We start from the raw sequence: 26,374 nt of genomic DNA, 5'->3' as shown, positions 1-26,374 counted from the left end.
AATTGTCTCAGCCTTTATAGGAATTTTTAGGTTATTTTATTATACCACAAAAAGAAACCCAAAACAAAAAAGCTCTCATTGGCAGCTTGAAACAAAATCAAAGCAATTTCTGCCAACGAGAGCTGGTGCTTTAGCCTTTTTAACTTGCACTAGGGAGAGCCTTCTTGAGCCTGCTTATCTCAACCTCGTGTCTTCCAAGGATTTCATAAAAGACCTCAACGTTTACTCTCTTCTCTTTCAGCTCTTTTACATCTTCTTTTAGAGTTCTGAAATCATCAGAAAGTCTTCTTACCGCAAGCTCAACAATTGAGATTCTGTCATCTATGTATTTCTTGAGCTCTTCATGCTCTCGTGCATTTTGCTGCATGTAAGACTCTTGAATCTCAGCCATAAGTTCAAGTTTTCTCTTGAGGTCTTCAAGCATAACAGAGTTCTTGGTTGTCTCAACCTCAAGCTTGTCAACACGTTGCTCAAGAATTCCTATTCTTTGTTCTAAACTTTCGACCCTTTGCTCTAAACTATCAACCCTTTTTTCAAGCGCTTCAAGCCTCTGCTCAACTCTGTCAAGTCTCTGCTCTACTCTGTCAAGTCTCTGCTCTACTCTGTCAAGTCGCTCCTCAACTCTGTCAAGCCGCTCTTCAACTCTGTCAAGCCTCTGCTCTACTCTGTCAAGCCGCTCCTCAACCCTGTCAAGCCGCTCTTCAACTCTGTCAAGTCGCTGTTTTACCTCATCTAAGCCTTCATTTATGGTATTGACCCTTTCCAGAACAAGACTTAGCATCTGTTTTATCTCATCCATCCTTTTACATCTCCTTGAGCTGAATTTTAAATTATTATATACAAATATCTCTCAATTGTAAATTAGGAAATATTGTACTGGTTGTATTTTGTCACTAAAACTATTACTTCTGGCTTCACAATAGTACGAAGTTTATTTCAAAATCAACATAGCATCTCCAAAACTGAAAAATCTATAACGCTGGTCAACAGCTATTTTGTATGCATTCATTATTCTCTCATACCCGCCAAATGCACAAACAAGCATCATCAAGGTTGTATCTGGAAGATGAAAGTTTGTAACAAGCCCATCTAAAATTTTAAACTCATAGCCCGGGTAGATGAAGATATCTGTCCATCCTTTTTGTGCCTTTACCAAGCCTTTTTCAACTGCTGCTGACTCCAAAACCCTGCACGATGTTGTCCCAACTGCAATTACCCTTTTGCCAAGTTTTTTTGCCTCATTTATTTTCTCTGCCACATCTTCAGATATCTCATAGTACTCTTCATGCATCTTGTGCTCTTCGATATTCTCAACCTTTACAGGTTTAAATGTGCCAAGTCCAACATGAAGTGTAACATAAAGAGTCTGAACACCTTTCTTTGATATCCTATCCAGAAGTTCTTCTGTAAAGTGAAGCCCTGCAGTAGGTGCTGCAGCAGACCCCGGCACTTTGCTGTAAACTGTCTGGTACCTGTCTACATTATCAAGCTTTTCTTTTATATAGGGTGGAAGCGGAATCTCGCCCAGGCTTTCTAAAATATCTTCAAATACACCTTCATACTCAAACCTGACAATTCGTGTACCTTCATCTTGGTTTACATGAAGAACCTCGGCCTTTAGTCTTCCATCTCCAAATACAAATCTTCTTCCTTTTCGCGCCTTCTTGCCCGGGCGGGTCATAACCTCCCATGTATCTATACTGAGTCTTTTTACAAGCAAAAATTCAATAAAACTGCCTGTGTCCTCTCGCTGGCCTATCAAACGTGCTGGAATTACCTTTGAGTTGTTAAGAACCAAGCAGTCACCTTCATTTAAATACTCTATAATATCGCGAAAAATCCTGTGATCTATCCTGCCATCTGGATGAATTACCATAAGCCTCGAAGAGTCGCGCGGCTCAACTGGTTTTTGTGCTATTAGTTCTTCTGGCAAGTCATAGTGAAAGTCACTTAGTTTCCACTTTCTCATCTTTTCTCAATCTCAACCCCTGTGTAATAGTGTTTTATAATCTGTTTATAGTTATACCCACTGTCAGCAAGGCCTTTTGCGCCCCACTGGCTCATACCAACACCATGTCCCCAGCCTTTGCCGTTGAATGTGTATGTTGTAGGAATGACAGGTACCTCTTCTACTGTCCCATCTTCTTTTACAACCTTTACTGTAGAAGCTGCTGATACACTGCCGCCTGCCCCAGAGCTCAAGCGTGTTTCATCACCTGAATAAATAACATCATATACAGCTGAAATAACATCATTCTTTGCAGAAGAATAAATACTGCTATCAACAGTCTGCCCAAGGGTCATTTTTCCATTTAACACACTTTCACCATTTTCAGCAAGAATCTTACTGTTACCAATCCTTGTTCGCTTTACTTTGCCATTTTCATCTACAACATTGACATCTGCATCTGTTACAATTGTATATGCCTGGCTATAAAGTCCAAACAAAAGCCTTGTTGCTTCTTTCTGGCACTCGTACTCACCAGCTGTTCCAATAATTTTGAGCCTTAATACCCTTCCAGCCTTTGTATACTCTAAAACTTTTATATCAACTATATCCCCTACATCTATATTTTTCTTCTTCAGCATATTTTTTATCTCATCTTTTGTGAACTGGAATGTCCATGATGATTTTGAATTTTTCGCCTCTTTTGAGTTATCAACAGACCTCAAATACTCAACAGGATACAGCCACACATTTTCAGAATCTTCTGTTGGAATTCCACCTGTTGATGAAAAGTACACAGCATCAATTGGTTTGCCTTTATATGTTATTATCTCACCTCTTGTTGAGTCAACAGCTAAAATCGCCCTCTTTTCACCGTATGTGCCATCAACCGCCCCACCATACACCTGGCAATGGTCCGTTGGGCACAGGTCAAAGCCCAAAGCGCCATGTCTGTTCAAGTTCCTCACAGCATATGTCCTTGCAATAACTGCAAACGCTTTAACAGCTTCAATGTTCCAAAACGGGTCTATCTCCATCCTTATAACACCATATAAGTACTCTTCCAATTTTGAAACGTTTATAACAGTCATATCACTGCCCTTTATGCGCTTAAACTCAACCCTTCCTCGATACCACCTGCTGTCCACTTTTATCCTCTCTATACCATTTTCCTGTTGTGGAATGAGCATTAAAAATTTACTGTTTTGCCCATCAAAAGCAAAAAGAACTTTTCCCTTTTCATCCTTTACAAGTACCATTGTCTCAGAGGAATAAAGGGTTGCCCCTTTAAGTTTTGATTGGAGCTTTTTAGCCTCCTGAAGATTGCTAAAATTGCCAATTAGCACAGAGTATCCATTGTTTATATAACCCACAAAAGCATCTTTATATGCACCCAAATAGTCTTTTAGAGCATTCTTTGCAGTAGCATAGGATATATACCTGCCTATTGCAACGTGTATATTTGTCCCTTCTTTGCCATCTTTTTTGTATACGTCCTTTGAAACAATTAAAGTATCTTTCTGAGTATTGGCAACTGTGATAAAGTTCTTATCATCAGAAATTCCTATGTAAAGTCCGCCTTTTGCATAGATTTTTGTTTCAATCACAGGCCTTGATTTGCCATACTTGTCAGCATAGTATATTCCTATTCTTATCCACTCAGGGATTTGAGTTTGTGAAAATGTGGGTAATATATTAACTGAAAGAAGAACAAAGATAATTAACAAAGCGACCCCGCAGCAAGCTTTCTTTTTCAACTTCAGTCTCTCCTTAAAGTTCTGATTTTGAAATTTGAACTTATTATTTTATTGTACCAAAAACCCTCTTGTTAGTCTATTGTAAAAAGAATATAATTTAATCTATAAATTTTATAGACTAATAATTTGGGTGGAGGGGCAAAAAATTGTATATCATAGTGGTTGGGTGCGGGAAAGTCGGGTCTACTTTAGCAAAGTCGCTTGCTGATGAAGGACATGATGTTGTTGTCATAGACTCTGATGCTAAAAACTTTGAACGGCTTGGCCCTGACTTTAATGGCATGAAAATTCAGGGTGTTGTGATTGACGAGGATGTGTTAAAACAGGCAGGGATTGAAAGAGCAGATGCACTGGCAGCAGTAACACCTGATGATAGTACAAACATTATGACAGCCCAGATAGCAGAAGAGATTTATCAAGTTCCAAAAGTGATTGCAAGAATTTATGATCCGCTGCGGGAAGATATTTTCCGCTCGCTTGGCCTTGAGACAATCTGTCCAACAACTTTGGCTGTTGAGTACATTAAATCAATCTTGCTTTCACGTGAGATTCGGCACAAGCACAGGTTTGGCAAAAATGATGTGTTTTTCAAATATGTCACACCAAAAAGAGATGATATTGGAAAAGGTTTGGATAAGATAGTTTTGCCTGAAAATTGTTATCTTTTTGGTATAATCCGAAATGAACATTTTTACTTTAAAAATAAGAACATAAAACTTCAGGAAAATGATATTATGGTAATTGCCGAGAAGAAGGTGAATGCATGAGAGTTGTCATTGTTGGTGGTGGAAAGGTAGGATATTTTTTGACAAAGCTCTTGGCAGAAAGAGGAAAGTATCACATCACTGTGATTGAGGAGCAGCCAGAGCTTTGCAGAAAAGTTGCTGAAGAGTTTTCAAATGTAACCGTGATAGAAGGAGACGGCACATCTTTGGATACACTTTCTGATGCAAAGGTTCATAAGTGTGACTTTTTTATTGCCGTCACAGGAAAGGATGAAGACAACTTAATTGCATGTCAGCTTGCAAAAAGAGTGTTTGAGGTCAAAAGAACAATTGCAAGGGCGAACAATCCAAAAAATATCAATGTAATGAAGCGGCTTGGCGTTGACAATGTTATATCATCAACAGATATCATTGCAAAGATTATAGAGCATGAGGTCGAGATAGAGCCTTTATCTGTTCTTGCAACACTCAAAAATGGTGAAATCATAGTGTTCCAGACAGTTGTGCAGAAAAATTCACCTGCTGCATACAAAAAGATTGCAGAGGTGCCATTCCCAAAAGAGAGCATCATCGGCGCAATAATAAGGGAAAATGAAACATTTGTACCCTCTGGTGACAGTGTAATTCTCCCTGGAGATACTCTTTTGGTCATCATCAATGAAAGGGATAGGAGCCAATTTAAAAAGCTTATTTCTTCAAAATAATGAGGTGACGCAGAATTGAAAAAGAAAAGAGATATCAAAAAAGTCACATTAGGTGTCTTGACAGAAATTGGCCTTGTATTGGGATTTATCGCAGTTGGTTTCATTGGCTCATTGTTAGTTTACTTGATATTCTTGATGCTTAAAAAGTGAGGAGATAAACAAGCGATGGACAAGTTTGTTTTCAAAAGCGACCATATAGAGCTAAGACATGTCCTTTACATGACAGGAAAGACACTGAGTGCAATTGGGCTTGTTGAGATAATTGCAGTTATTACCTCTCTTTTATACAAAGAATGGAATATGGCTTTTAATTTAATGATTGGTACAGGACTATTTTTTGTGTTGAGTTTCATTTTTATTTTCATCGGAAGAGACACAAAAGACCAGAGGTTTTCATGGGGCGCAGGAATGAGCATGGTAGGGCTAACATGGGCACTTGGTGGATTGATTTCAGCCATACCACCTTATCTTTCAGGTCATTTTGCTTCGTATTTAGATGCATTTTTTGAAGTGATGAGCGGGTATACAACAACCGGCCTTGTTTTAATCCAAGACCTTGACCATGCACCAATGGGGCTTAATATGTGGCGACACTTAATTACATATATTGGCGGACAAGGCATGGTGCTCATGACCTTGAGCTTTTTAGCCTCCGGTATGCGCGGGCTTTTAAAAGTTTACATGGGCGAGGCAAGAGATGAGCAAATCTTCCCAAATGTCATTCACACTGCAAGAATAATCTGGTTTGTAAGCCTTTTGTATTTGGTCCTGGGCACAGCGGCACTTACAATAACCGGGGTTTTAATTGGCTTGCCACTGGATATGGCATTTTTCAGGGGTCTTTGGATGTTTTTGGGCGGCTGGAACACGGCCGGGTTTGCACCTCAATCTCAAAATGCAATGTATTTTCATAGCACATCATACGAAATTATTAGTATGATGATAATGCTCTTGGGAACAATAAACTTTGCTCTGCACTATTTTATTCTGAGCGGAAATTACAAAGAAGGAATCAGAAATGCTGAGATAAAAAGCTTGTTTGTGACAATAACATCCCTAAGCGTCTTAGGAATAATTGCCCTCAAGGCAGTTTATTCAACATCAATTATTGCTTTTAGAAAGGTGTTTTACCACTTTGTATCTGCTCACACAGGCACAGGTTTTGCAACACTTTATTCACAGCAGTTTTTCTATGAATGGTCAGATGCTGCTATTATACTCATTGTAATAGCAATGCTTGCTGGCGGGTCAGTGTGCTCAACTGCAGGTGGTATTAAAGCACTCAGAATTGCAATATTGGCAAATGCTCTTGTGAATGATATCAAAAAAATGATTCGACCAGATTCTGCTGTTGTTGTTGAGAAATTTCATCATTTAAAAGAGGTCGCTTTGCAAGACAGGCATGTGAGAAATGCATCTATCATTGTCCTTTTGTACATTGTAACATTTACTATTGGCACTTTGGCCGGCACTTTTTATGGATACCCTCTAAAACAGGCAATGTTTGAGTCAGCCTCAGCGCTGGGCAATGTTGGACTCTCAAGCGGGATTACCCAACCTTCCATGCCAGATGGTTTAAAAGTGATTTATATTTTCATGATGTGGGTTGGAAGGCTTGAGTTTATGTCTGTAATAGCACTTTTTGCATTCTTATTTAAAGAAGCAAGGGAAGGATAGAAAAGAAGATGACGAGAAAATCTTGGATTGTGTTAGTTGTAATTCTTATTGGATTTTTGATAAAGCTCCTGCAAGAAACTGCATCTGCAAAACCCATTGACAGCACCACTCTCATTAACAACGCTTTTAAATATGATGGCAAAGTTGTTGAGTTTCAAGGCGAAGCGATTGGCGAGATAATGAAAAGAGGAGATTTTGCATGGGTCAATATTCATGATGGTCAAAATGCCATCGGAATTTTTATGAGATATGAAGATGCAAAGAAAATAAAATATTTGGGAAGATACCGAGTAAAAGGAGATATTGTTTATGTAAAAGGCATTTTCAATAGAGCTTGCAAAGAACATGGCGGTGATTTGGACATTCATGCTAAACAGGTTGAGATTGTAAAAAGAGGATATAAAGTGGATGAGAAAGTTGACAAGACAAGAGCAGTTTTGGGGATAGGAATTTTCCTTATCGGAAGTTTTCTTATGTGGATTGTGTTTAGAAATAAATGGTAAAGATAAAAATAGACCCTCCCTTTTGGAGTTTGAGTATAAACTTTTTGTCAAAAAGGGAGGGAAAAGAAAGATATCTTAGAATTAGTTTTTAGATTGTTAAACAAGCAAATCTTTTTTGTTGAATATTTTTAGCGAAGTTAATAAAAATACAACAATATATCCAAATAAAATCAAAATGCTTACAAATGGTGTCATTATAGATACCATAACATTTATTGCAATATTATTTTCTAAAATATCTAATGGGTTTAGATAGGTGTAAAGTAAAATTGCTTTTAAAAAATTTACTTTAGAAACTGCCTGTGAAATAGGAGAGACTATAAAATATATACCGTATACCATCAAGAAGCTCAAAGTATTTGCAGTTGAATTGCTTTTGCTAATTGTCGAAATAAAAAAGCTAAGCGCACAGCAAGCAGTTATGATTAAAAGCTGTAAAAGCAAAGCATATATCAAGAATTTTCCTAATGGCACTATATAAGTACTACCATATATTGGTATCAACTCTAAACCGTGTTTTCTGTATCTTGTGCCAACAGTAATCGGACATTTTAAATCTATAAAACCATATAATAATCCTGTTATTATAAACACCAAAATTTCTGAAATTATTACAAGTGCTGAACACACAATAGTTGCAGAAATAAACTTGGAAAGAGCTATTTTAAATCTGCTTATGGGTCTTGCCACCAATAAACTTATTGTTTTTTGAGATATTTCATTTGACATAATGTCTGAAGCAAAGATAAAAACTATAAACGGTAGAAGAAAAATTATCAATCCTAAAAATATGGTCATAACTGTCCAGTTATTGATTTGCCACAAAGTATAAGGTTTTATGTTTTTCTTTAAACAGTATTCATACTCTAATATTTGCTCCCTATAGTATTCTTTTGAATCCAGCAAACTCAAATCAGTAGCTTCTTTCATTGATTTTTTGAGCTTAGCCAGTTGATTTTTAACATCTTTTCTCCAGTCTGTTGATTTCATAGAGATTTTTAAATTATCTATATAAGCCTGACTTTGTAATATTTGCTCATCTATCTTTTGTCTTTTGATAGTGTCTTTTGTTTTCATTCTCTCTTTTTTTAAATTAGCTATCTTTTGCTGTGTAATTTTTATCTCATTTTCAGGAGATGTTGATTTTATAATTGCAATTGTACCCCATACACCTACAATAGATGAAATTAAAATAACAGCAAGTCCAATTAGTATTTTTTTCTGTAAAACATTTTTATAATTTCATTCTTAATAAGATCTTTCATTACTCAACACCTCACCACTGTAAATTTTTAAATACACACTTTCCAAATTCTCAGTCTTTTCATAAAAATCACGAACAGGCACATTATTTTGAAACAAAAAATTGAGAAAATCCATCTTTTTATCTTTCAGAAGCTCCACCTCAATTTTGTCACCATCAGTGCTCACCACTTTTACTTGATTGAACTTCTCAATAATCTTGGTAATTTGTGAAACTTCTAAATTATCCGGGTTCAAAACAACAACAAATCTCTTGCATCCATTTTCTTCTTTCTGTGTTAACTTCTTTACCATTTCAATTTTCCCATCTTTAATAAATATCACTTTCTCACAGATTTCTTCTATTTCATTAAGGTTGTGGGATGAGATAAAAATGGTTGTCTTCTTGTTTTTCGAAAGACTTCTCAATAGGTTCCTTAGCTCAATTATTCCTGAAGGGTCAAGACCGTTTGTTGGCTCATCTAAGATAAGAAGTTTTGGTTCTGTCAAAATTGCCATTGCCAATGCCAGCCTCTGCTTCATTCCAAGTGAATATTTTTTAGCCTTTTCTTTCAAAGCATAATCAATTCCCACAAATTTAGCTGCCTCATAAATCTTTTCCTTACCAATTCTATAAATTCGTGCAATTTGAGCCAAGTTCTCAAAACCGGTTAAAAATTCATAAACCTCCGGTTTTTCAACAATGCAGCCTACATGCCTCATGGCATCTAAAGGTTTTTTGACAACATCATGCCCAAAAATCTTGATTTGGCCATCTGTTGGTCGTATAAGCCCTGTCATCATTTTAATTGTTGTTGTCTTGCCAGCTCCATTTGGCCCCACAAAGCCTACAGTTTCACCCTCATCAATATCAAAAGAAACTTCTTTTATCACTTCTTTTTTTCCAAATCTTTTGTAAACAGAAATGACCTCAACTGCTTTTGATATTTTTCTCAATACACCTCCACTCCCTTATTTATTTTATAAATTTAAGTTCTTATCAATTACCTTAGCACAAACCAAGAGAATAACCGCTATTACCAATATGTGTATTCTACTTACAGCCCAAAACAAATAACTACCATTCAAAGCTTTATAATCTTCTAACTGAGGAAAAAGCAGTGCATCAATAAAAGGATTTGAAATTGAGTATATCAAAATCCCTGGTGCAACTGCCACCATAATGATAGTAATTAATCGGCTGAGCCATATATTCAACCTTTTTAAAATTGTATTAGAAAATGTTATTATCATGAAAATGAATAAGTATGATAAAAAGAATGAAGTAGCAAAGAGTAAAAAGACGCGAAAGGTTTTAAAGGAAGTAAATACTTTTAACAATAAGTTTACTGTATCTTGTATTAAAAAGCTTTGAAAAGTTTGACGAAAAACTATATTTAAAAAAACTTCAATAATTGTAAATGACACCAAATATAATAAGATGTCCAGTAAAATTATTAGCATTCTTCCAAAAACTATATGCATTCCTTTAAGCTTTGGAGATCCAAATATCAAATAACCATGACCTGACCTGAAAACCGAAGAGTATTCAACTAAGGTGTAGATAAACGCTGTCAAAAAAGAAAGGAATAAAGCTATTTCCATAGTATCTTTTTGATTATCAAAATAATCGCCGCCAAAGAGTGCGGCAACACAGCCTAAAACCACCCAGTAAGCAGTTATCCCCTTTCTTCTTTTAATCTCATACTTCAGAAATCTCAAAAACACTTTTACCACCCTTTCTTTTACAAATCCATTTTGGTTTTCATGCGTGAAATGGAAGTCATAGCAAAAAGAACAATCGCAATTAGCGTAATTGCTATAACTATAAAATTTAGCAGAAAAGTAGAAAGATTAACCTTTTGAATTATATCAATTGGTCCACCACCGGCAAAACCTTGTACCAAAAACAAAAGAAGCGCAATTATGTCCACAGCAGTATCCACAGCATTATAACCATGCCTGTTATTCCAACACTTAAATATCATACAAATATGCATCCAAAGACTTAGCATAAGAACAAGTGATAAATCTACCAGAACAATTCCACAATTAGTTTTAAAATCCATAATCTTGTTAAATAATAAAATCCACCACCAATATTTGCCGTAAAGTTTTTCATCTACCATACTCATTGCAAACAAAAGCAATAATAGATAAGCTTTTGTAAGCATTATGTCTAAAACAAAATTAATCAGTCTTGCTAAATAGACATTGGCTGCACTTGCATAAAGAGAACCAAAAATTAGATACTTTTTTCCTTTCGATAAAAGGTTATAATACATAACTATGTGAAGTATTAATAATGATAGTGTTGCAAGCAAGTAAGAAAACGAAACTCCTGCAAGAAAATTTTCAACATCTGGATTATTATTTAGAGTAAGTTTTCCCCCATACCGATAGAAATAAAATACAACTAAGTTTAAAACAATAAAAAATATAATGTAAAAAAATTTTTGATCTATCATCTGGTATTTTATCAATTTAAATATTTTCATCTTTGAGCACCTCTTTGAAAAACTGGTTTATTGAAAGCCCCTTTTCTTCTCTTATTCTTTCGGTTGAACCATAATAAAGTATTTTTCCATTATTTAAGAATATAACTTCATCAAATATGTGTTCAATTTCAGATATGATGTTAGTTGAAATTATGATGCTTTTTTCTTCTGATATATTTTGTAATATCATCTCAAAGACAAAATCTCTTGAAACAGGGTCAACATACGCTAAAGGTTCATCTAAAAGATATAGTTTTGTGTCTCTGGAAAAGAGCATTGCAATGGAAAATTTTTCTATATTTCCTCTTGATAACTGATGTATCTTCCCCTTGGGATTAACTTTTAACTTCTCCAGCAATTTAAATGCTTTTGAGTTGTCAAAATCATCATAAAAATCTTTAAAAAACTCAATGGCATCACTTACTCTCATCCACTTCTCAAACATAATTGTATCAGGTAAAAAAGCAACAAACCTTCTTGTCAAAAGCCCAACCTTCTTGCCTTCAATTAAAATCTCTCCAGTGCTTGGCTGAACAAACCCAGCAATGAGTTTTAAAAGAGTGGTTTTTCCTGCTCCATTTTCGCCTATCAGTCCCACAATTTTACCTTTATCCAGGGAAAAGCTAACATTTTCCAAAGCTATTTTCTTTCTTGAACCATACCACTTTGTTACGTTTTTAACTTCAAGAAGCACTTTTAGCTCTACCTCTCTTTCTTAATCTTTTTTTCAAGAAGCTGTATAATTTCTTTATCTGAAAAACCAATATCATTCATTGACTTAATAAAATCCTCTATCATTTTTGCAGCCATTTCTTCTCTCATCTTAGCTATTACTCTCTCATCCTTTGTCACAAAGTTTCCAATTCCTCTTTCTGTGAAAATAAGATTCTCCCTTTCTAATTCCTGAAGAACCCTTTGAATTGTATTGGGATTTACACCAAACATCTGCGCCATCTCCCGAACAGAAGAAAGTTTTTCTCCCGGCTGCAAATTTCCACTGGCAATTTTCTTTTTTAAAAACTCCATTATCTGTAAGTACACTGGAATGTTAGGGTCAAATTTTAGCAATATAATTCCTCCATGTGTTAGTGTGTTAATTAAATAATACACTAATACTGCAATATTGTCAATACATTTTTTAAATCATATCGTTGTATTTTTAAGGACCGTTTAAAATGAGAAATGTGGTTTTTTTAAAATCATATCCAACAATTTGAAAAACAAATTCGATACAAATTATCACCCAGCCAAAAGTAATAAAAAAATCGCCCCTGATTTGAAATATCCCACAAACCAGAGGCGTAATGCATTTTAAATAACAACTTTTTATAAGCCTTCTCCTTTATTTTCATCACAATTCATCTTCACAGTTTTATTTAATTTATCTTTCATACTTCTTATCCCCAAATACCCAAATATTCCTATTGAGTCAATCACCACGTCAACAGGGCTTGGACCTCTGCCAAAGACAAATATCTGATGAAACTCGTCTGAAATAGCATAAAGGACCGAAAAAATAGCACTTAATATGGCAGATTTTTTTGAACTTTTGTTTGTCTCAAAAAAAGCTCCATAAAACAGCATACATAAGATAAAGTACTCTGTAACATGCGCAATCTTTCTTATTAAAAACTCAAAACCTTTTCTGTTTGCAGCTGTTATAATGTCTTTTCCTGCTAAGGCTTCAATTATCCTTTCAATAAAAAGTGCAATTGAAAAGCTCTTTTGATGCGAAATAGCTCCTTCTTGGGATGAAAAGTAAAAAATCACAGCCATCCACACAAAGACAAGTGCCCATCTTATGTATATTTTTCGTTTCACCAAAGTAGATGTTCCTTTCTTCTATTTGAGCAAAACAGGTGTTATATCATCAATTATATTACCAATTCATCAATCTTACCATTGTGCAATACCACAAAACCGGACAAGACTTTTATAACAAAGTGCCTCATAAACAAGGCTCTGCTAAAATCTCATCAAAAGCTCAAGAAGTTTTCTGTCAAGCTTGTGACCGTAGAAATCTTCATACTCTACATCTTTTCTCTCAGAGTCAATTATTCCAAATGGTCCTCTCAAATTCCAAAGCGCAATGCCAATACCAAACTTTTTTAAAACTTCCAGAACATCAGATAGCCATCTTAAAACAACATCATGAGATGTGTACTTATAAGCTCCCCCTTCACCGCAGATAACCCCAACTCCATAATCAAATAGTTTTGTCCACTTCTCATAATGTCTTCTTAAATATTCCCTGTCAATAACCTCACCATTGTCACGCACAAGCGGCCATGAAGGCTCAGAAAATTTGTCACTTCTTTCAACCCACCCTGCCTTGTAATGTGTCAGCTCAAAAGGAATGTATGCCCTGCAAGCTTGTGCCACACCTAAACTTGTGAGCTCAAAAACAGGTTCATTGCCATAGTCAACACCGTCAATTATAATAAGCCTCTCTTTATCAATCTCTCTTATCTTTTCAATTGTATACGTCATGACTCTTATAAAATCCTCTTTTGTCATCTCCTCTTTTGAATACTGTCTTGGTTCATTTATAAGGTTAAAACTCAAATGTTTTGAAGATATCCCTTTATACCTCTTGGCAAATGTCTGCCAGTATGATACAAATAGTTCAAGAGGTTCTTTGTCTTTCCACAGATTGTAGCCTTCCTTAGTTTTCTCATTTACACAATATCCGGGCGCACCGTGAATGTTCAAGCAAATATGAATACCGTACTTTTGACCCCAGACAACTACTTTGTCTATCATCTCCAAAACTTCCTCTTCGATTTCAGGTCTTCCTTCTACACACCAGTTCCTGTAGTTCATAGGTATTCTTGCAAAGTTGAATCCCCAGTCTGACATCCACTTAAAATCGTCCTCAAAAAAACCATAGCTCTTATTGGAAACAAAAAGCCCAAGTAGGTTGAATCCTTTGTATCTTGGAAGTTTGTTCAATTTTCGGTACCTCCTCATTATCACTCATAAAAAACAAAGGGGAGGTTTTAAAGAAACTAACTTCCCTTTGCCTTTCATTTTAAATCAAATTCAAATCACTGCTGCCTCTAATTTCTTTACTCTATCTATCATTTCTTTAACATCAAGAAGCCATTCTAAAATCAAAAGAATTGAAGAGATCGCATCATAGTAGAAGAAATAATTAATCTTGGTATCAAGAACCACTTTCATATACTCTCTTATCTCATTCCCAGTAAATTTGATTGGAAAATCTACAAGCTTTTCAACATCACTCATAAACGACTTGAAAAATTCTGGCAAGATAATGTGGTCATTTTTGAATTTTTTCATCTCAAGCCATGCAAGGAGCATCTTTAACTTTTCGCCATAGACTGTACAATCACTCATAATCATTATAAAATGCTCGCCTTGTCTGTCAATCAAAAATCCTGCATCATACTCGCTTTGCAAACACAATCCTTTCAGGTTCTCAACACAATGTTTTGACCCACCAGAAATTAAAGTAGCTTTTATGTGATAGCGTGAGCAAATCTTGTCAAATAGTGAAATTATCTCTTTGTCCTCTGAAACAATGCATATTTTTTTATTCCTGAGCTTGTTTACATCAAAAGTTGTCTCAATCCTGTTAAAGTACATCTCTAAGGGAGATGATACAAGCTCATTTACAAAATGAATTGTTGATGATGTTCTAAAATCACACGTCACAAACAGATTTTCAATCTTTCTTTCTAAGCCCTTGTCAATATTTATTCCGTTTTGGTCAAATATCTCAATTCTTATGCTGTTGCCTCGTGATCGCACATAAACACCTGCATCATAATAGTCCTGAACAATATATCTAAATATCGGCAGAATAACTCCTCTTGTTCTGTAAAGTCTTGCACCTGTTATCTGGCATCCTGTCTCAATTGCCTTTCTTATAACACTGCTCTTTTCTGTATAGTCATCTCCAATGAGTATCCGGGCGTTTTTGTCAAACACAGAACCAAGAGAATTTCCAAGCTTTATTGCAAACTGGGGTGTAATTTCTAAATTGAAATCCCCTGTAATACCTCGAATCCAAAATACACTCTTTATCACTTCAGTACCCCAGTATATATTCTCATCTATAACAGTATTTGATTCCACAACCTTTTCAGGCCAGATTTTAGCCTCTGCTCTTACCTCAACAAAATCTTTTAAAAGATTTTTCTCACCAACAACTGCCTTTTCATTGACCCTGACATAGTCTTTTAAAACTGACTTGTTACATATAACACATCCTTTTAACTCACAGTTTTTGCCAATATAACTTCCATTCCATACAATTGCCCTTTCTAATTTGGTTCCTTTTTCTATCTTTACTCCATCACCAATTACAGTAAATTCACCTATTTCAACATCATCTTCAATCTCACATTCACAACCAACAAAAACCTTTCCCATAAATTTAACAGAATCAGAGATATTACAATTATTTCCAATCCGTGAGCTTGCCAAATCAAGGTCTAAAATTCCACCAAGTTTAAATATATCCTTATGTGCTTTTATATAACTGCCAATATCACCAATATCACACCAATACCCTTCCATTTTATACCCGTACATTGGCACATTTTCACTTAAGAGTTTTGGAAATAGGTCTTTGCTAAAATCAAATGGCTTTCCATCTTCTATATAATCCAAAATCTCAGGTTCAATAATGTATATCCCTGTGTTTGCAAGGTTTGAGAAAACCTCACTCCATGAAGGCTTTTCGAAAAATCTTCGAATTCTCCCCTCTTCATCTGTCAAGACAATACCATACTCTATTGGTATCTCAACCTCTTTCAGAACAATTGTGACCTTGCTCTTTTTTTCCTTGTGAAACTTGATTGCAGCAGACAAATCAGCATTTGTAATCCCATCCCCGCTCAAGACAACAAAAGTCTCATCTAAAAACGACTTTGCATTTTTGACAGAACCTGCAGTGCCAAGAGGCCTGTCCTCAACAAAATGTTGCATCTTTACGCCAAATTTGCTGCCATCTTCAAAGTAATTCATTATTTTATCTGGATGATACTGAAGGGTTGTCCCAATTTCATAAATTCCGTGGCGCTTTAAAAGCTTTACAGCATACTCCATAACAGGTCTCCCAAAAAAGGGAATCATTGGCTTTGGCAAGGAAACTGTCAAAGGTCTTAGCCTTGTCCCCGCACCTCCTGCCATTATAATACCTTTCATAACCTTTTAACCTCCCCCACTATTCCCGACTATCTTAAATATTCTTCATGCAAAACCACTCCATTTTTTTGCTTTGGTCAACTATAGAGGCATATACACTTCTTAGTCTTTCAACAATCCTATCCCATGAGAAAATCTCTTTTGCGTCTTCAAAGCCTTTTGTAGCTATTTTCCTTCGCAAGCTATCGTCGTTTAGCAGAAGCAAAATCATGTCTGCCAGTGAATTTGGATTTCCACAGTAAAAGGTAAGGCCATTTTCACCGTGCTTTATAATCTCTGCAAAACCTCCAACATCAGAAACAATTGTTGCACAGCCTGCTGCCATTGCTTCTAACGCAACAATGCCAAATGGCTCATACAAACTTGGAAAAACTGCAATGTCAGCAACTTTAAAAAGCTTTTTCCGCTCTTCATCAGAAATAAAACCTGTAAACAAGACTTTTTGTGAAAGTCCCATGCCATGTGCCCTTGAATAAAGCTCACCATACATCGGGCCATTTCCAGCAATTATAAGTTTTGCATTGTAGTACCTCTCAAGGACTATCCTAAAGCTGTCAAGTAGGACGTGAATTCCTTTTTCGTACACATGCCTTCCGATGAAAAAGATTATTTTTTCACTGTCAAGCGCAAATCTTCTTCTAAATTCGATGTCATACTCAACATTTGAAAACTCTTCAAAGTCAATTCCATTGGGTATGACAACGCATTTGTCAGGTGTGAGGTTAAAAATCCGCTCACATTCGTTTTTCATATAGTTTGAGTTGACAATTACCTTCCACCCCTCAAAAGTCAGCCACCACTCAACGTTGTGAATAAACCTTTGAAGGTCATTGTGAATACCACCATTTCTTCCATGCTCGGTTGCGTGGATTGTGCAAACCATAGGGACTCTTAAAGAGTGTTTTACCATTCTTGCTGCAAAAGCTGTCAGCCAGTCATGGGTATGAATGATATCAAATTTGCCATACTTTCTTGCCAAATCTATAGCTTTTTCTGCCATTGCCATGTTCATAAGCATAACCCAGTCAATGAAATTAAGTGGATTTAGAGGATAGAGAGGAACTCTTGCAATCTTTAGATTTCCATAATCTTCAAATCTTTCGTAATCATCTGAAAATGTAACTACATAGACAGTATCTTTTTTTGAAAGCCTTTGTGAGATGCTTCTTACAACCCTTGAGATGCCGCCAACAATCCTTGGTGGATATTCCCAAGTAAGCTGCAGTATCTGCAACCATTCATCTCCTTTCTTTTGGCAATTTTTTAAGAGGGTTTATATAATTTATACCACTTTGTGTATAGTATTAACAAAAATTTTTCTATATTTTTAATTTCTTTTTCTAATATTATCTTCTCCAATTTATAATACTTTAAGTTTGCAAATCTTTCCCTCAGAACTCTTTTTGCAAATTATATAACTTGCATAAATATTTTATCAAAATTTTGACATTATTGATGTTGCTTTTTTTTTTATGGTATATTTAAAATATCAGCTTAATTTCTAAAATACAACTTTAGAGGAGGGGTTATGTAGAATGCAGGTATATGTTGTAAGAAAAACTCCTATACAGGAATTGAAAGAGTTTTGAGGAAGAGTTTTAAACTGTGTGAAAGAAGGTGTCAAAGAAGTCATAAACGATATATAAAGAACAGCAATAGCTTCAGGTTTAGAAAATGGCATTAAAGGCGGTATTAAGGGTTATAAACAAATCAGAGAATTTAGTGCTATAATGAAAAATGGATATACTTTACGAGGAATAGGGCAAGCTGGCATGCGTGGGGCTGTGAGTGGTTTTGCAAAAGGAATAATTAAAGCACCTGGAATTGTTGGGTGGGGGTCAATAATTTGGTCATTCGGAGAAGGTTTTGTTAGGGGTTGGAGGGAATATGGAAAATAAAAGAAGTTATTATAGTTGGATTGTGGCTGGATGTATTACTTCTATATTACTTCTTTTTGTTGTTTACTACTTTAGAGATTCTTCTTTCTTTAAAGAAGATCCATTAAGCAGAATTATTCAATTATTAATTGTAGTCGGAATAGGAGCCAGTGCAATAATTGATGCTGAATGTGTTGAAAATTCTAACAAAGAACATCTCCGAATTTTATTAAAGAATTTCTTGTTATTTTTTATTTTCTTTTTTCTGCTACTAAATATCGGTCTTTTAGGTTTAAAAATAATACCAAGCATGAAAGACTTTGGAGCTTTTATTTCTCTCGAAGTTTTTTATACATATTCTTTTTTGCGTTCTAATTACTTATATATTCTCAAATTTAAGAATTATAAAAACTATCCAATAACTGTTATATTATCTGGTTCATTATTGGCACTTTTTTTAGGTATAACATTTCCTGATGTAGAAGGTATATATAGATATTTATCAATTTTTGTTGTTGTTACAATACTTTTTGAGTTATTAAATTTAAAATTTAGATAATTTTTTGATTTAATTTATTCATCTTTATGTTTTAGACAATAATATTTTTGGTATTATTATCCTATCTTTGGAATGTATTGGTTTGTATTTTGCAATATGTATTGCGGGCATTGTTTTTCAAGATACCAAACTTGTTATTAAATAGAGAAATTATGAAAATTAATATCGGATAGACAAATATTTAGTAACATAGAATATTTTAAAATAATTATAAAGTGCGAGGTAAATGTTAATGAATCTCTATCTTCCTTTAGAGGTATTTCAGGAAATAAAAATCATAACAGAAAACAATATCATTGAATGCAAGAGAAACAGTGATTTTATTAATATTTCGACTTTCTTAAAAGAAAATGAACCTTTTGTTGTTGCATGTAATGAACAAATAATTATTTCTACAACCACTAAAAAACAAAAAGATTAAAAGAAGAATTGAAAATAGAAAAAATAAAAATTATCGAGATAAAAAAGAATTCTGAAAAATGTTATTTCTCCTTAGCTAATATTCCACCGGGAGAAAAAACAATAATTACTTAATAAAATATGCAGAACATATCATTCTCAACTTTTCTCAACTGGAAGAAGCAACATATGATGTCGAAATAAAATTTATTGACGGTGAAATAATTGGAAAAACTACTTTTAGATATCAACCTTTAAAAAAGAGATTGGAGAAATATTTACCTTTTAATCCTGTGTAATATTAATAAAACCAAAAGATCATATGTTGTTTTAATAGTATCTTGTTTTTAGTTATTATAATTCTACAGTAATATCACATTCGTAAAACTTCGCATTGGCTATAGCTTGAATAAAATATCTAAATTGCTCTATAGAATAATCTCTACCTTCTTCATCTTTAGTTTCAAAAGCTAATATATTTGTCAATTTACCATCACTTCCCCTCATAATGAAAGGATAAATTAATGTTGCATATAAAGCAATCCTATCTTTATATGTCATTTCCCAATTATGCGAACAAAAATAAAATTCCAAAATATGTTCAGTTGTTATATAAGAATTAAACAGTAGTTCTCTACCTGTAAGTATTCTTACAGTTTTGTTATTCTCAAAATATGAAGGGTCTCTTTTTAACTCTATAAATTGCTTTCCTGTAATATAACCTTTATCTACTAAATTATTTATTATCTTAAGTGGGGTGTCTTTTCTTCGAAATTCTCTTTCGAATATCCTCTTAAGCCACAGTTCAAACCTATCAATACTGTTCATAGCATTCCATATGATATACGAAGCCTGTGCCCTTGTCAAAACAGAATTCCTTTTTACTTCTGGCGGAATAAGTTTCATTGAAAGTGCTGTCTCGAATGTTGCAGGGTTAACCCTTGCCCTTTGCAGAATCTGTGTGACAAACCCTTCAGTTGTTGTGATGTATGCAACAGTCGGTTTTGGTGTACTTTTTGTCTGTGTTGCAACTGCAACTGTATTCATTCCAGTATTAGTCTTTGACTCTGGTTTGCTGCTGGTCGTCTTACTGGTCTTCACGCCGTTACCGCACGCTGTCAAAAATAATAACAACGTTATGAGCATAAAAACTGTAACTTTTTTAATGTAACACCTCATGATACTCATCTCATTTCTTATTGTTTTACATTATTTTTTATACCATACTTTTTCAAAAACTGTACACTTTTTCCGAAGAGGCTGTAATTAAATTGTAAAAGTTATATCCTTTCTCATGGCTATATCAACTCCTTTTGCTAAAGTTTTTTCTCATTATAGTTATACCATGATTTTGAAATTTACTGCACAGAAATTTTGTCTGCTAAAAAAAACAAAAAGCCACGGCAAGGTTTTTCCCTGCAAACCTGTACCGTGGCTAACTTCCTTTCGGTTTACTCATTTCGTTTTACTCATCTAAAAAATTTGACACTCTGTATAAACACCTAAAAGATACATTTGTGGTAATTGGTTCTGAATATATTATACCACTGTAGTTTGAAATTGCAACAACAAAAAATTTGACACTTAATATAAACATCTATAAGCTACACTTCTGGCAAATATTTCAAGTATATTGTAGCAGGTTTTTGCCTGTTTTGCAAGAGCTCAATATAACAAAGCAACAAGAATTCGAACTGCAAGCACTGAAAGCATGAAGAGGAATAGGATAACTTCTGGTAGGAGAAGTTTTAGAGTTTGAAGTTCTTTTTGGATATAAAACCTTGGTGGTCTTTCTGGCATTTTGAACGCCTCTCAAAAAACAAAAACCGCAGAAAATCTACGGTTTGGTTTTTATTTTTACATTTTTGTAGACGCATTTTAAGCATGGTTTTGCCACTTGTTTTTATTATACACCCAAATTTTCAGTTTTTGCAACACAATCTTTGTATTTAGTTTTGAATAATTTTTTAGTGGTTTTCCTCGCCTTTTTTTGTATGTTCAAGAATCCAATTTTTAATTTGTTCTCTATCGTATCTTCCTTCGGCAATTGCGACTCCTAACTCTACCAGCTCTTCGTCTGAACACTCTAATGGTATATTATTTATATCACACAAAACCGCCATTAAAGTTATACCCAATCGCTTATTACCATCAATTAGTGGATGGTTTTTTATAATGTTATAGCAAACTGCTGCTATTTTATCGACAACTGCTGGATAAAGCTCAATCCCATCAAATGTCTGGAATGCACTTTCCAACGATGCTCTCAGAAGTCCTTCATCACGAACGCCATAAACACCGCCACTTTCTCTGATAAGCCTTTTGTATATCTCCAGTACCTTCTCATATGGAATTGTTCTCATCATCTCTTAGCAAGCTCTATCAGAGCATTTTTATGTTTTCTTATGAATCTTTCAACCGCATCATCTATTTTCCTGTTTTCAAGTTCTTTTACAAAATCTAACACTTTTATTTGTTCTTCTGGTGTTAAGTTAACAACCTTTCGATAAATTTCTTTTGCTAACTTCATGACCAAAACTCCCCTGTATAAGATTCTCTAATGATGATTATACCACAAACCGGTGTATTTATGCTACAAAAACAAAAACCACAGCTTTTTGCTGTGGCAGTTTTTATCTTTACATTTTTGTAGACAGGTTTTAAGTGCAGTTTTGCCAGCTGTTTTTATTATACACCGTGTTTGCAGTTTGTGCAATATGGTCCGGGAAGAGATTTATCAGGGCTCCGGACAACCGGGCAGAGTCCTGTTCAGGCTTTTTGGGCAGGCTGTGCACAGCTGTGGCAGGGAAAATTGCGGCAGGCTGTTATGTAACCGTTTTCAATACTTTCTTTCAGCCTTTTGATCGTTTTTGTTTGCTACTTTAGCAGCTCAAAAGCCCTTCCCGGACCTGTCCACTTCCTCCAAACCCAGCTGTATTCTTGCTTTGAACCACATACCAGAGTCCGCTGTGAGCTTCCAAGCTACCCTGCAACCTGCCATGGTTTTATGAAAGTTTGAATTGGCTTGAGTTTGTTATAAATAACGAACATTTGTTGGTGTTAAAACCTCGCCTTCTTTTGCTTTTTAAAAAATTTGACACTCTATATAAACACCTATAAACTACACTTCTGGTAGATATTTTAAGTATATTGTAGCAGGTTTTTGCCTGTTTTACAAGAACTCAATATAGCAAAGCGGCAAGGATTCGAATAACAAGCATTGCAAGCATTAAGAGGAATAGGATAACTTCTGGCAAGAGCAGTTTTAGAGTTTGAAATTCTTTTTGAATACAAAACCCTGAAGTTTTCTTTTGCATCTAAAAGCACTCCTGAAAAACAAAAAGCCACAGATGTACACTATTATTCCTTTGTGCAACCTGGTCAGTTCCTCGTTTATCGGCATATGAAAGTATACTCGCTTTTTCCCCCTAAATTCCACTACTTCTACCCAGTAACCATCTTCTTTTGTATCGTTGTAAAGCTTTTCTTTAGCTTCATCAGAAAGCGCATTTATAAGTCCTTCATCGGCAAGAATACCTTCTTTTTCCGGGTCGTTGTAACTTGCAGTCTCAGCATGTGTTTTTGATAAAGGAAAAGGGCACAGCACAGCGGTTAACACCATGGCAAGTACAACCATACATGCTGTGCCCAGCGACAATATCCTTCCACGCATTCTACCCTCACCACCTCACACATTATTTATACTTCGGGTCTGGTTTGAAAACAATATATTTCGAATACTCAACATCGGGCTGGACAAAGTATATTACACTTACAAAATCTAAAACCACATCCTGACCATCACTTATTCGTTCTTCATAGTAGTAAAAATCGGGACACTTTACAAGAGCACCTGGTTTTCCTGCTTTCAGGACACCGGGCTTATCTAAATAGTCTGCTAATTTCCACAGACCTTTTACTGCATCGGGTAACTGTTCACCAAACGCTAATGTTGATACACTTGTCGGGGATATCCATGCTGAAGAATCATCACGCCCAACAATTGGCATTCCTGATTTCTTCTTAATTACATACGTCGGGTAGAACGTCATGTAAAGTGACTTGTCCTTTTCTTGCCACATATACCATCTTGGAACCAGAGCAAGTCTGTGCCAGTAGCCCATTTTGAAACTCTCGCTGTGTTCAAGTTGGTATTTGAGTGTTTTTGCAGCGCCAGGCAATACTCTCACTGTTGCAACAGGTGTTTCAAACACTACAGCGTCAAGTTCGCTAATGACCTGGGTCTCACTGAACGGGGCCATCTGTTGAATCAAAATGTCTATATTTCCAAGGTTTGATCGTCCACAGATTACATCGCCGGTTTGTGTCATGTACAGTGCTGAGTCGTATGTCACCTCGTCAAACACGTCTCTTTTCTTCTCATCAAACAGTCTGTCTATTAACGTCTGCGCTTCCTGCTCGGTCAGAGTTTTACCGGGTTTTGCTCTCACTTTCTGGTAGTATATCGGTGATTTGTCGTAAACGTATATGCCAAGGTCAAACAGTCTCAGCACCGGTTCCTTGTAAAGTTGCGGTATTGATTTTATATCTTCAATATACCCGTACTTTTCAAACCTTTTGTAATCGTAACAGGTGTAAAGTCTCGGAAGTTTTTTGAGCCAGTCATAAATGTATTTGTTGTACCTGAAATCTATCGGATACTGTTTGAACATCACATACTTATCGTTTGAAGGACTGTATTTAGACATATATTTGGCGTACCTGGCCGGTTTTTCATCAGATGTATAAAACACCGCTGGATAATAGTTGTACAGTTTTGACCCAATGACATAGCTATATGGTTTTTTGTTGCGCTCAAAAAAGTATATAGTACGCATCTCTTGTTACAGTTTGTTTTTTCTCTATCATCTTCTTCTTATTTTTCGGGTCAGGGACAAGTGTCGTATAAATAACTTTTTCGTTCTTAACGCATATGATATTGTTTCTTTCCGGAATAGCAATTACAACTTTGTTAGGATACATCTTTTTGAACTTTTGAATCAGAGCACGTGTTTCCTGGACTGTACCATGCGGATGTTTTTTAGGGTCTACTACTATCGGACTGTACACGTATCTGATTTTAATTGAACCGTCAGGATATTTTGTTTCGAGTCGTACAAACTGGTTGAACAACGCATATGCTCCACGTGACGAGTACCCTGTATGCAACACTACGCTCTTGCCTGACAGGTAACTTTCCCACAAATCTTCTACCTTGTAACTCTGTGGCACGTTCTTAACCCTGAGCTGGTCGATCTTGTTTATTGCGTTCCAGATTATCTTGACTTTGTCAGTTTGAAGCTCAAAAAGCTTGGGAGGACTGGGATTGACAAAATATGGACCTCAATTTTGTCACTACATCATTTGCTAATACCAATAAATTCTAAGCCTTCCTCATATGTCATGAAGTTTTTTGGACCCTTTATCTTCATTACATTCAGTATATCTCCAGCTTCTCCCTCAATTTTTTGCTTTATCAAATATTTCTTCCCTTTTATCTCTATTTCAAAAAAGTTCATTGAATATATTGCTTCCATTATCCTTTCACTACTTATTCCTTTACCTTTTCTCCTCAAAATATATTCCAATGTCCTTTGCAGTAAAAATGCCAAAAAACATATCACAAAATGTCCTTTTATTCTGCTTTCTGTAAAGTGATATATCGGTCGCACTTCTAAACAGCTTTTCATTACTCTGAATGACTGTTCTATCTTCCATAAATCGTGATATGCTCCTAAAACCTCTTCTACATCCATATCCTTTTTGCTCGTTTGAATTGCATAATAACCGTCAAATTTCTCATCTCGTTTTATCGCTTCCTCATCCAATACATATTCTTCTGATTTTGATTTCTTCTTCAAATATTTCCTTGCACCTTTCTTTTCTAAGGCTGTTATGCTTCCTTTGTTCTCTAAAAGCTCTTTGGCTTTTCTTACCAATCTCTCTCTGTCTTCTTTGTCTTTCTTGGCTCTCTTGCTTGAATACGTTATTATCAAATTCTCTTCTATTTTGAACTCTTTACCCTCTTCATCCTTGACAATATTTGTTCTTTCCAATACCTTATATTTGAATTCATCACCATAAATTTCTTCAGCATTCAAACATCTTTTGCCATCAAGTCTTTTATATCCTTCTTCATTAAAAACTTCATCTAAAATTTCTTTACTTGCATTCTTTAATCTGCTTGCTACTATATAGTCGTACCCAGCTTCTTTTATCATCTTTAAATTTATTCTGCTGTTAAGCCCTTTGTCTGCTACTATTATTATCTTATCTATACTAAATTTTTCCTTCAGCTTCCTCAGTATCTTTACCATCGTCTTGCTATCTATCGTATTACCAGGAAAAAGTTCATACCCTATCGGTCTGCCTTCTTTGTCCACCAAAAGCCCTAATACAACTTGCACTTCATTTACCTTGTTGTCTTTGCTAAACCCAAAATTTTTAAGTTCATCCGCTCTACAACTCTCAAAGTATATTGTCGTCACATCATAAAACACTACATCAACTACCATCTTAAATAAGTCTTTATTTCTCTGATACAGGTATGTCTCTAAATCTTCTTTTACACTGTCAAGAAAATCTAAACACCTGTACAATTGATTCAAATCTATATCCTCTTCAAATCCAAAATATTTGCTTCTCTGATGATAAGTTCTTAGTTTGCTCATTGGCTCTATCAATCTCTGTATGGTCATTAAAAAACTTACTTTGTCTACATCAAATTTTATCTTTCTCTCTTTTGCTGCTTTCCCTTTTAAAAACTTATCAATTTCAAGCTCCTGCCATAACTTTCTGTATACAATGTATCCCCAGTTTTTTACAACTGCATCCGAAATATCTTCTTCAGATTCAATAGTAACAGCTTTTGCATTCTCAGTAGTTGTTTCAGCGACAATATCAGATAGTTTTTTTACAATGTTTTTAAAAGCGGGGTCATCTTTGAGAATATCAAGTCTACCAAAGTTAAATAGTACTCTTTGCTTTACTTTACCATTTTCACGGTAATTTTCGACTAACCTAACATACTGATAACCGCCAGCATTAGTAATTTTGACAAACATATGGCAACTCCTTGAAGATAGTTTGTTATATTGTACCACAAAATATTTAAAAAGTCAAGCAAATTCAGTATATATTAAGCTAAAATTTGTCCCTACATTTTTTAAAATTTTTTATTTTTCTCTTCTTGAAACCCGCATAAATTAAGACTTTGTTATTTTTTGTTAGCTCAAAAACACCTCTTAACTGACAAAGTCAAGAGGACTGTATTTAGACATATATTTGGCGTACCTGGCCGGTTTTTCATC

30 protein-coding genes are annotated in these 26,374 nt (G+C 35.1%); 8 read left to right on the top strand and 22 right to left on the bottom strand.

Going from position 1 to position 26,374, the window contains the following annotated elements; all coding sequences use genetic code 11:
- Positions 1 to 139 precede the first annotated feature (139 nt).
- The 3 genes from OTJ99_RS00555 to OTJ99_RS00545 all read right to left on the bottom strand — a co-directional run bounded on the left by OTJ99_RS00555 (position 140) and on the right by OTJ99_RS00545 (position 3,705).
- The gene (locus OTJ99_RS00555; RefSeq protein WP_045165953.1) at positions 140 to 799 is read right to left on the bottom strand and encodes a hypothetical protein; all 660 of its coding nucleotides are present in this window, start codon (positions 797 to 799) and stop codon (positions 140 to 142) included.
- 132 nt (positions 800 to 931) lie between these two features.
- Positions 932 to 1,969 (bottom strand): tRNA preQ1(34) S-adenosylmethionine ribosyltransferase-isomerase QueA, encoded by a 1,038-nt coding sequence (queA, locus tag OTJ99_RS00550; protein ID WP_045165954.1) that lies wholly within the window; start codon positions 1,967 to 1,969, stop codon positions 932 to 934.
- The gene (locus OTJ99_RS00545) at positions 1,966 to 3,705 is read right to left on the bottom strand and encodes a SpoIID/LytB domain-containing protein (RefSeq protein WP_045165955.1); all 1,740 of its coding nucleotides are present in this window, start codon (positions 3,703 to 3,705) and stop codon (positions 1,966 to 1,968) included. Before OTJ99_RS00545 ends, queA begins: the two co-directional genes overlap by 4 nt.
- A 146-nt stretch (positions 3,706 to 3,851) precedes the next feature.
- Here OTJ99_RS00545 and OTJ99_RS00540 point away from each other — a divergent pair, with 146 nt between their 5' ends.
- From OTJ99_RS00540 to OTJ99_RS00520, 5 genes are read left to right on the top strand one after another with little or no spacing between them, the layout of a single operon-like run.
- On the top strand, positions 3,852 to 4,472 hold the full coding sequence (locus OTJ99_RS00540; protein WP_045165956.1) for a potassium channel family protein: 621 nt from the start codon (positions 3,852 to 3,854) through the stop codon (positions 4,470 to 4,472).
- Positions 4,469 to 5,134, top strand: a complete 666-nt coding sequence (locus tag OTJ99_RS00535; RefSeq protein WP_045165957.1) for a potassium channel family protein — start codon at positions 4,469 to 4,471, stop codon at positions 5,132 to 5,134. Before OTJ99_RS00540 ends, OTJ99_RS00535 begins: the two co-directional genes overlap by 4 nt.
- A gap of 15 nt (positions 5,135 to 5,149) precedes the next feature.
- Positions 5,150 to 5,284: a hypothetical protein gene (locus OTJ99_RS00530; protein WP_269015389.1), complete on the top strand. Its 135-nt coding sequence runs from the start codon at positions 5,150 to 5,152 to the stop codon at positions 5,282 to 5,284.
- Between the two features lie 15 nt (positions 5,285 to 5,299).
- Positions 5,300 to 6,811 (top strand): TrkH family potassium uptake protein, encoded by a 1,512-nt coding sequence (locus OTJ99_RS00525; protein WP_045165958.1) that lies wholly within the window; start codon positions 5,300 to 5,302, stop codon positions 6,809 to 6,811.
- A gap of 8 nt (positions 6,812 to 6,819) precedes the next feature.
- The gene (locus OTJ99_RS00520; protein WP_045165959.1) at positions 6,820 to 7,314 is read left to right on the top strand and encodes a hypothetical protein; all 495 of its coding nucleotides are present in this window, start codon (positions 6,820 to 6,822) and stop codon (positions 7,312 to 7,314) included.
- A gap of 96 nt (positions 7,315 to 7,410) precedes the next feature.
- Here OTJ99_RS00520 and OTJ99_RS00515 read toward each other — a convergent pair whose 3' ends face one another.
- The 10 genes from OTJ99_RS00515 to OTJ99_RS00470 all read right to left on the bottom strand — a co-directional run bounded on the left by OTJ99_RS00515 (position 7,411) and on the right by OTJ99_RS00470 (position 17,463).
- Complete coding sequence (locus OTJ99_RS00515) at positions 7,411 to 8,472, bottom strand: ABC transporter permease (RefSeq protein ID WP_235375003.1); 1,062 nt, start codon at positions 8,470 to 8,472, stop codon at positions 7,411 to 7,413.
- Positions 8,473 to 8,562: 90 nt separating this feature from the next.
- Positions 8,563 to 9,513: an ABC transporter ATP-binding protein gene (locus OTJ99_RS00510; RefSeq protein WP_235374869.1), complete on the bottom strand. Its 951-nt coding sequence runs from the start codon at positions 9,511 to 9,513 to the stop codon at positions 8,563 to 8,565.
- 24 nt (positions 9,514 to 9,537) lie between these two features.
- Positions 9,538 to 10,278 (bottom strand): hypothetical protein, encoded by a 741-nt coding sequence (locus tag OTJ99_RS00505; RefSeq protein ID WP_157841365.1) that lies wholly within the window; start codon positions 10,276 to 10,278, stop codon positions 9,538 to 9,540.
- Between the two features lie 23 nt (positions 10,279 to 10,301).
- Complete coding sequence (locus tag OTJ99_RS00500; RefSeq protein ID WP_045165961.1) at positions 10,302 to 11,054, bottom strand: hypothetical protein; 753 nt, start codon at positions 11,052 to 11,054, stop codon at positions 10,302 to 10,304.
- A complete protein-coding gene (locus OTJ99_RS00495; protein ID WP_045165962.1) occupies positions 11,041 to 11,748 on the bottom strand; it encodes an ATP-binding cassette domain-containing protein in 708 nt (235 codons plus the stop codon). Before OTJ99_RS00495 ends, OTJ99_RS00500 begins: the two co-directional genes overlap by 14 nt.
- Before the next feature lie 8 nt (positions 11,749 to 11,756).
- Positions 11,757 to 12,122, bottom strand: coding sequence for a GntR family transcriptional regulator (locus OTJ99_RS00490; protein WP_052671507.1), 366 nt, complete (start codon positions 12,120 to 12,122; stop codon positions 11,757 to 11,759).
- A 258-nt stretch (positions 12,123 to 12,380) separates the two neighbouring features.
- Positions 12,381 to 12,875 (bottom strand): VanZ family protein, encoded by a 495-nt coding sequence (locus OTJ99_RS00485; RefSeq protein ID WP_045166371.1) that lies wholly within the window; start codon positions 12,873 to 12,875, stop codon positions 12,381 to 12,383.
- 144 nt (positions 12,876 to 13,019) lie between these two features.
- Positions 13,020 to 14,006 carry a glycoside hydrolase family 5 protein gene (locus tag OTJ99_RS00480; protein WP_083943560.1) on the bottom strand — a complete coding sequence of 329 codons (987 nt, stop codon included), beginning with the start codon at positions 14,004 to 14,006 and terminating at the stop codon, positions 13,020 to 13,022.
- Between the two features lie 90 nt (positions 14,007 to 14,096).
- The gene (locus OTJ99_RS00475) at positions 14,097 to 16,229 is read right to left on the bottom strand and encodes a sugar phosphate nucleotidyltransferase (RefSeq protein WP_045165964.1); all 2,133 of its coding nucleotides are present in this window, start codon (positions 16,227 to 16,229) and stop codon (positions 14,097 to 14,099) included.
- Between the two features lie 34 nt (positions 16,230 to 16,263).
- A complete protein-coding gene (locus tag OTJ99_RS00470; protein ID WP_045165965.1) occupies positions 16,264 to 17,463 on the bottom strand; it encodes a glycosyltransferase family 4 protein in 1,200 nt (399 codons plus the stop codon).
- A 496-nt stretch (positions 17,464 to 17,959) separates the two neighbouring features.
- Here OTJ99_RS00470 and OTJ99_RS00465 point away from each other — a divergent pair, with 496 nt between their 5' ends.
- The 3 genes from OTJ99_RS00465 (at position 17,960) to OTJ99_RS00455 (ending at position 19,086) form a co-directional block, all read left to right on the top strand.
- Positions 17,960 to 18,127: a hypothetical protein gene (locus tag OTJ99_RS00465; RefSeq protein ID WP_235374871.1), complete on the top strand. Its 168-nt coding sequence runs from the start codon at positions 17,960 to 17,962 to the stop codon at positions 18,125 to 18,127.
- Positions 18,117 to 18,665, top strand: a complete 549-nt coding sequence (locus OTJ99_RS00460) for a hypothetical protein (RefSeq protein WP_045165966.1) — start codon at positions 18,117 to 18,119, stop codon at positions 18,663 to 18,665. The genes OTJ99_RS00465 and OTJ99_RS00460 overlap by 11 nt, the downstream gene beginning before the upstream one ends.
- Positions 18,666 to 18,891: 226 nt before the next feature.
- On the top strand, positions 18,892 to 19,086 hold the full coding sequence (locus OTJ99_RS00455; RefSeq protein WP_269015385.1) for a hypothetical protein: 195 nt from the start codon (positions 18,892 to 18,894) through the stop codon (positions 19,084 to 19,086).
- A gap of 332 nt (positions 19,087 to 19,418) precedes the next feature.
- Here the strand turns inward: OTJ99_RS00455 and OTJ99_RS00450 are convergent, their stop codons facing one another.
- The 9 genes from OTJ99_RS00450 to OTJ99_RS00410 form a co-directional block, all read right to left on the bottom strand.
- Entirely contained in the window at positions 19,419 to 20,243 is an 825-nt protein-coding gene (locus OTJ99_RS00450) for a hypothetical protein (protein WP_045165967.1), read from the bottom strand.
- A 286-nt stretch (positions 20,244 to 20,529) separates the two neighbouring features.
- Positions 20,530 to 20,661, bottom strand: coding sequence for a hypothetical protein (locus tag OTJ99_RS00445; RefSeq protein WP_268748517.1), 132 nt, complete (start codon positions 20,659 to 20,661; stop codon positions 20,530 to 20,532).
- Positions 20,662 to 20,729: 68 nt separating this feature from the next.
- On the bottom strand, positions 20,730 to 20,864 hold the full coding sequence (locus tag OTJ99_RS00440) for a hypothetical protein (RefSeq protein WP_268748518.1): 135 nt from the start codon (positions 20,862 to 20,864) through the stop codon (positions 20,730 to 20,732).
- Between the two features lie 167 nt (positions 20,865 to 21,031).
- The gene (locus tag OTJ99_RS00435) at positions 21,032 to 21,430 is read right to left on the bottom strand and encodes a type II toxin-antitoxin system death-on-curing family toxin (protein WP_108720944.1); all 399 of its coding nucleotides are present in this window, start codon (positions 21,428 to 21,430) and stop codon (positions 21,032 to 21,034) included.
- Complete coding sequence (locus tag OTJ99_RS00430; protein ID WP_200889485.1) at positions 21,427 to 21,594, bottom strand: hypothetical protein; 168 nt, start codon at positions 21,592 to 21,594, stop codon at positions 21,427 to 21,429. The genes OTJ99_RS00435 and OTJ99_RS00430 overlap by 4 nt, the downstream gene beginning before the upstream one ends.
- A gap of 735 nt (positions 21,595 to 22,329) precedes the next feature.
- On the bottom strand, positions 22,330 to 22,737 hold the full coding sequence (locus OTJ99_RS00425; protein WP_045165969.1) for a hypothetical protein: 408 nt from the start codon (positions 22,735 to 22,737) through the stop codon (positions 22,330 to 22,332).
- Positions 22,738 to 22,759: 22 nt separating this feature from the next.
- A complete protein-coding gene (locus OTJ99_RS00420; protein ID WP_157841366.1) occupies positions 22,760 to 23,773 on the bottom strand; it encodes a hypothetical protein in 1,014 nt (337 codons plus the stop codon).
- 106 nt (positions 23,774 to 23,879) lie between these two features.
- On the bottom strand, positions 23,880 to 24,296 hold the full coding sequence (locus tag OTJ99_RS00415; protein ID WP_045165971.1) for a hypothetical protein: 417 nt from the start codon (positions 24,294 to 24,296) through the stop codon (positions 23,880 to 23,882).
- Positions 24,297 to 24,424: 128 nt separating this feature from the next.
- A complete protein-coding gene (locus OTJ99_RS00410) occupies positions 24,425 to 26,128 on the bottom strand; it encodes an IS1634 family transposase (protein ID WP_045164485.1) in 1,704 nt (567 codons plus the stop codon).
- Between the last annotated feature and the right edge of the window lie 246 nt (positions 26,129 to 26,374).

It is taken from the genome of Caldicellulosiruptor naganoensis (assembly GCF_026914285.1).
GTDB lineage: Bacteria > Bacillota > Thermoanaerobacteria > Caldicellulosiruptorales > Caldicellulosiruptoraceae > Caldicellulosiruptor > Caldicellulosiruptor naganoensis.
Note: the sequence above shows the minus strand (reverse complement) of the source record. Positions and strands in the feature narration are given on the sequence as shown.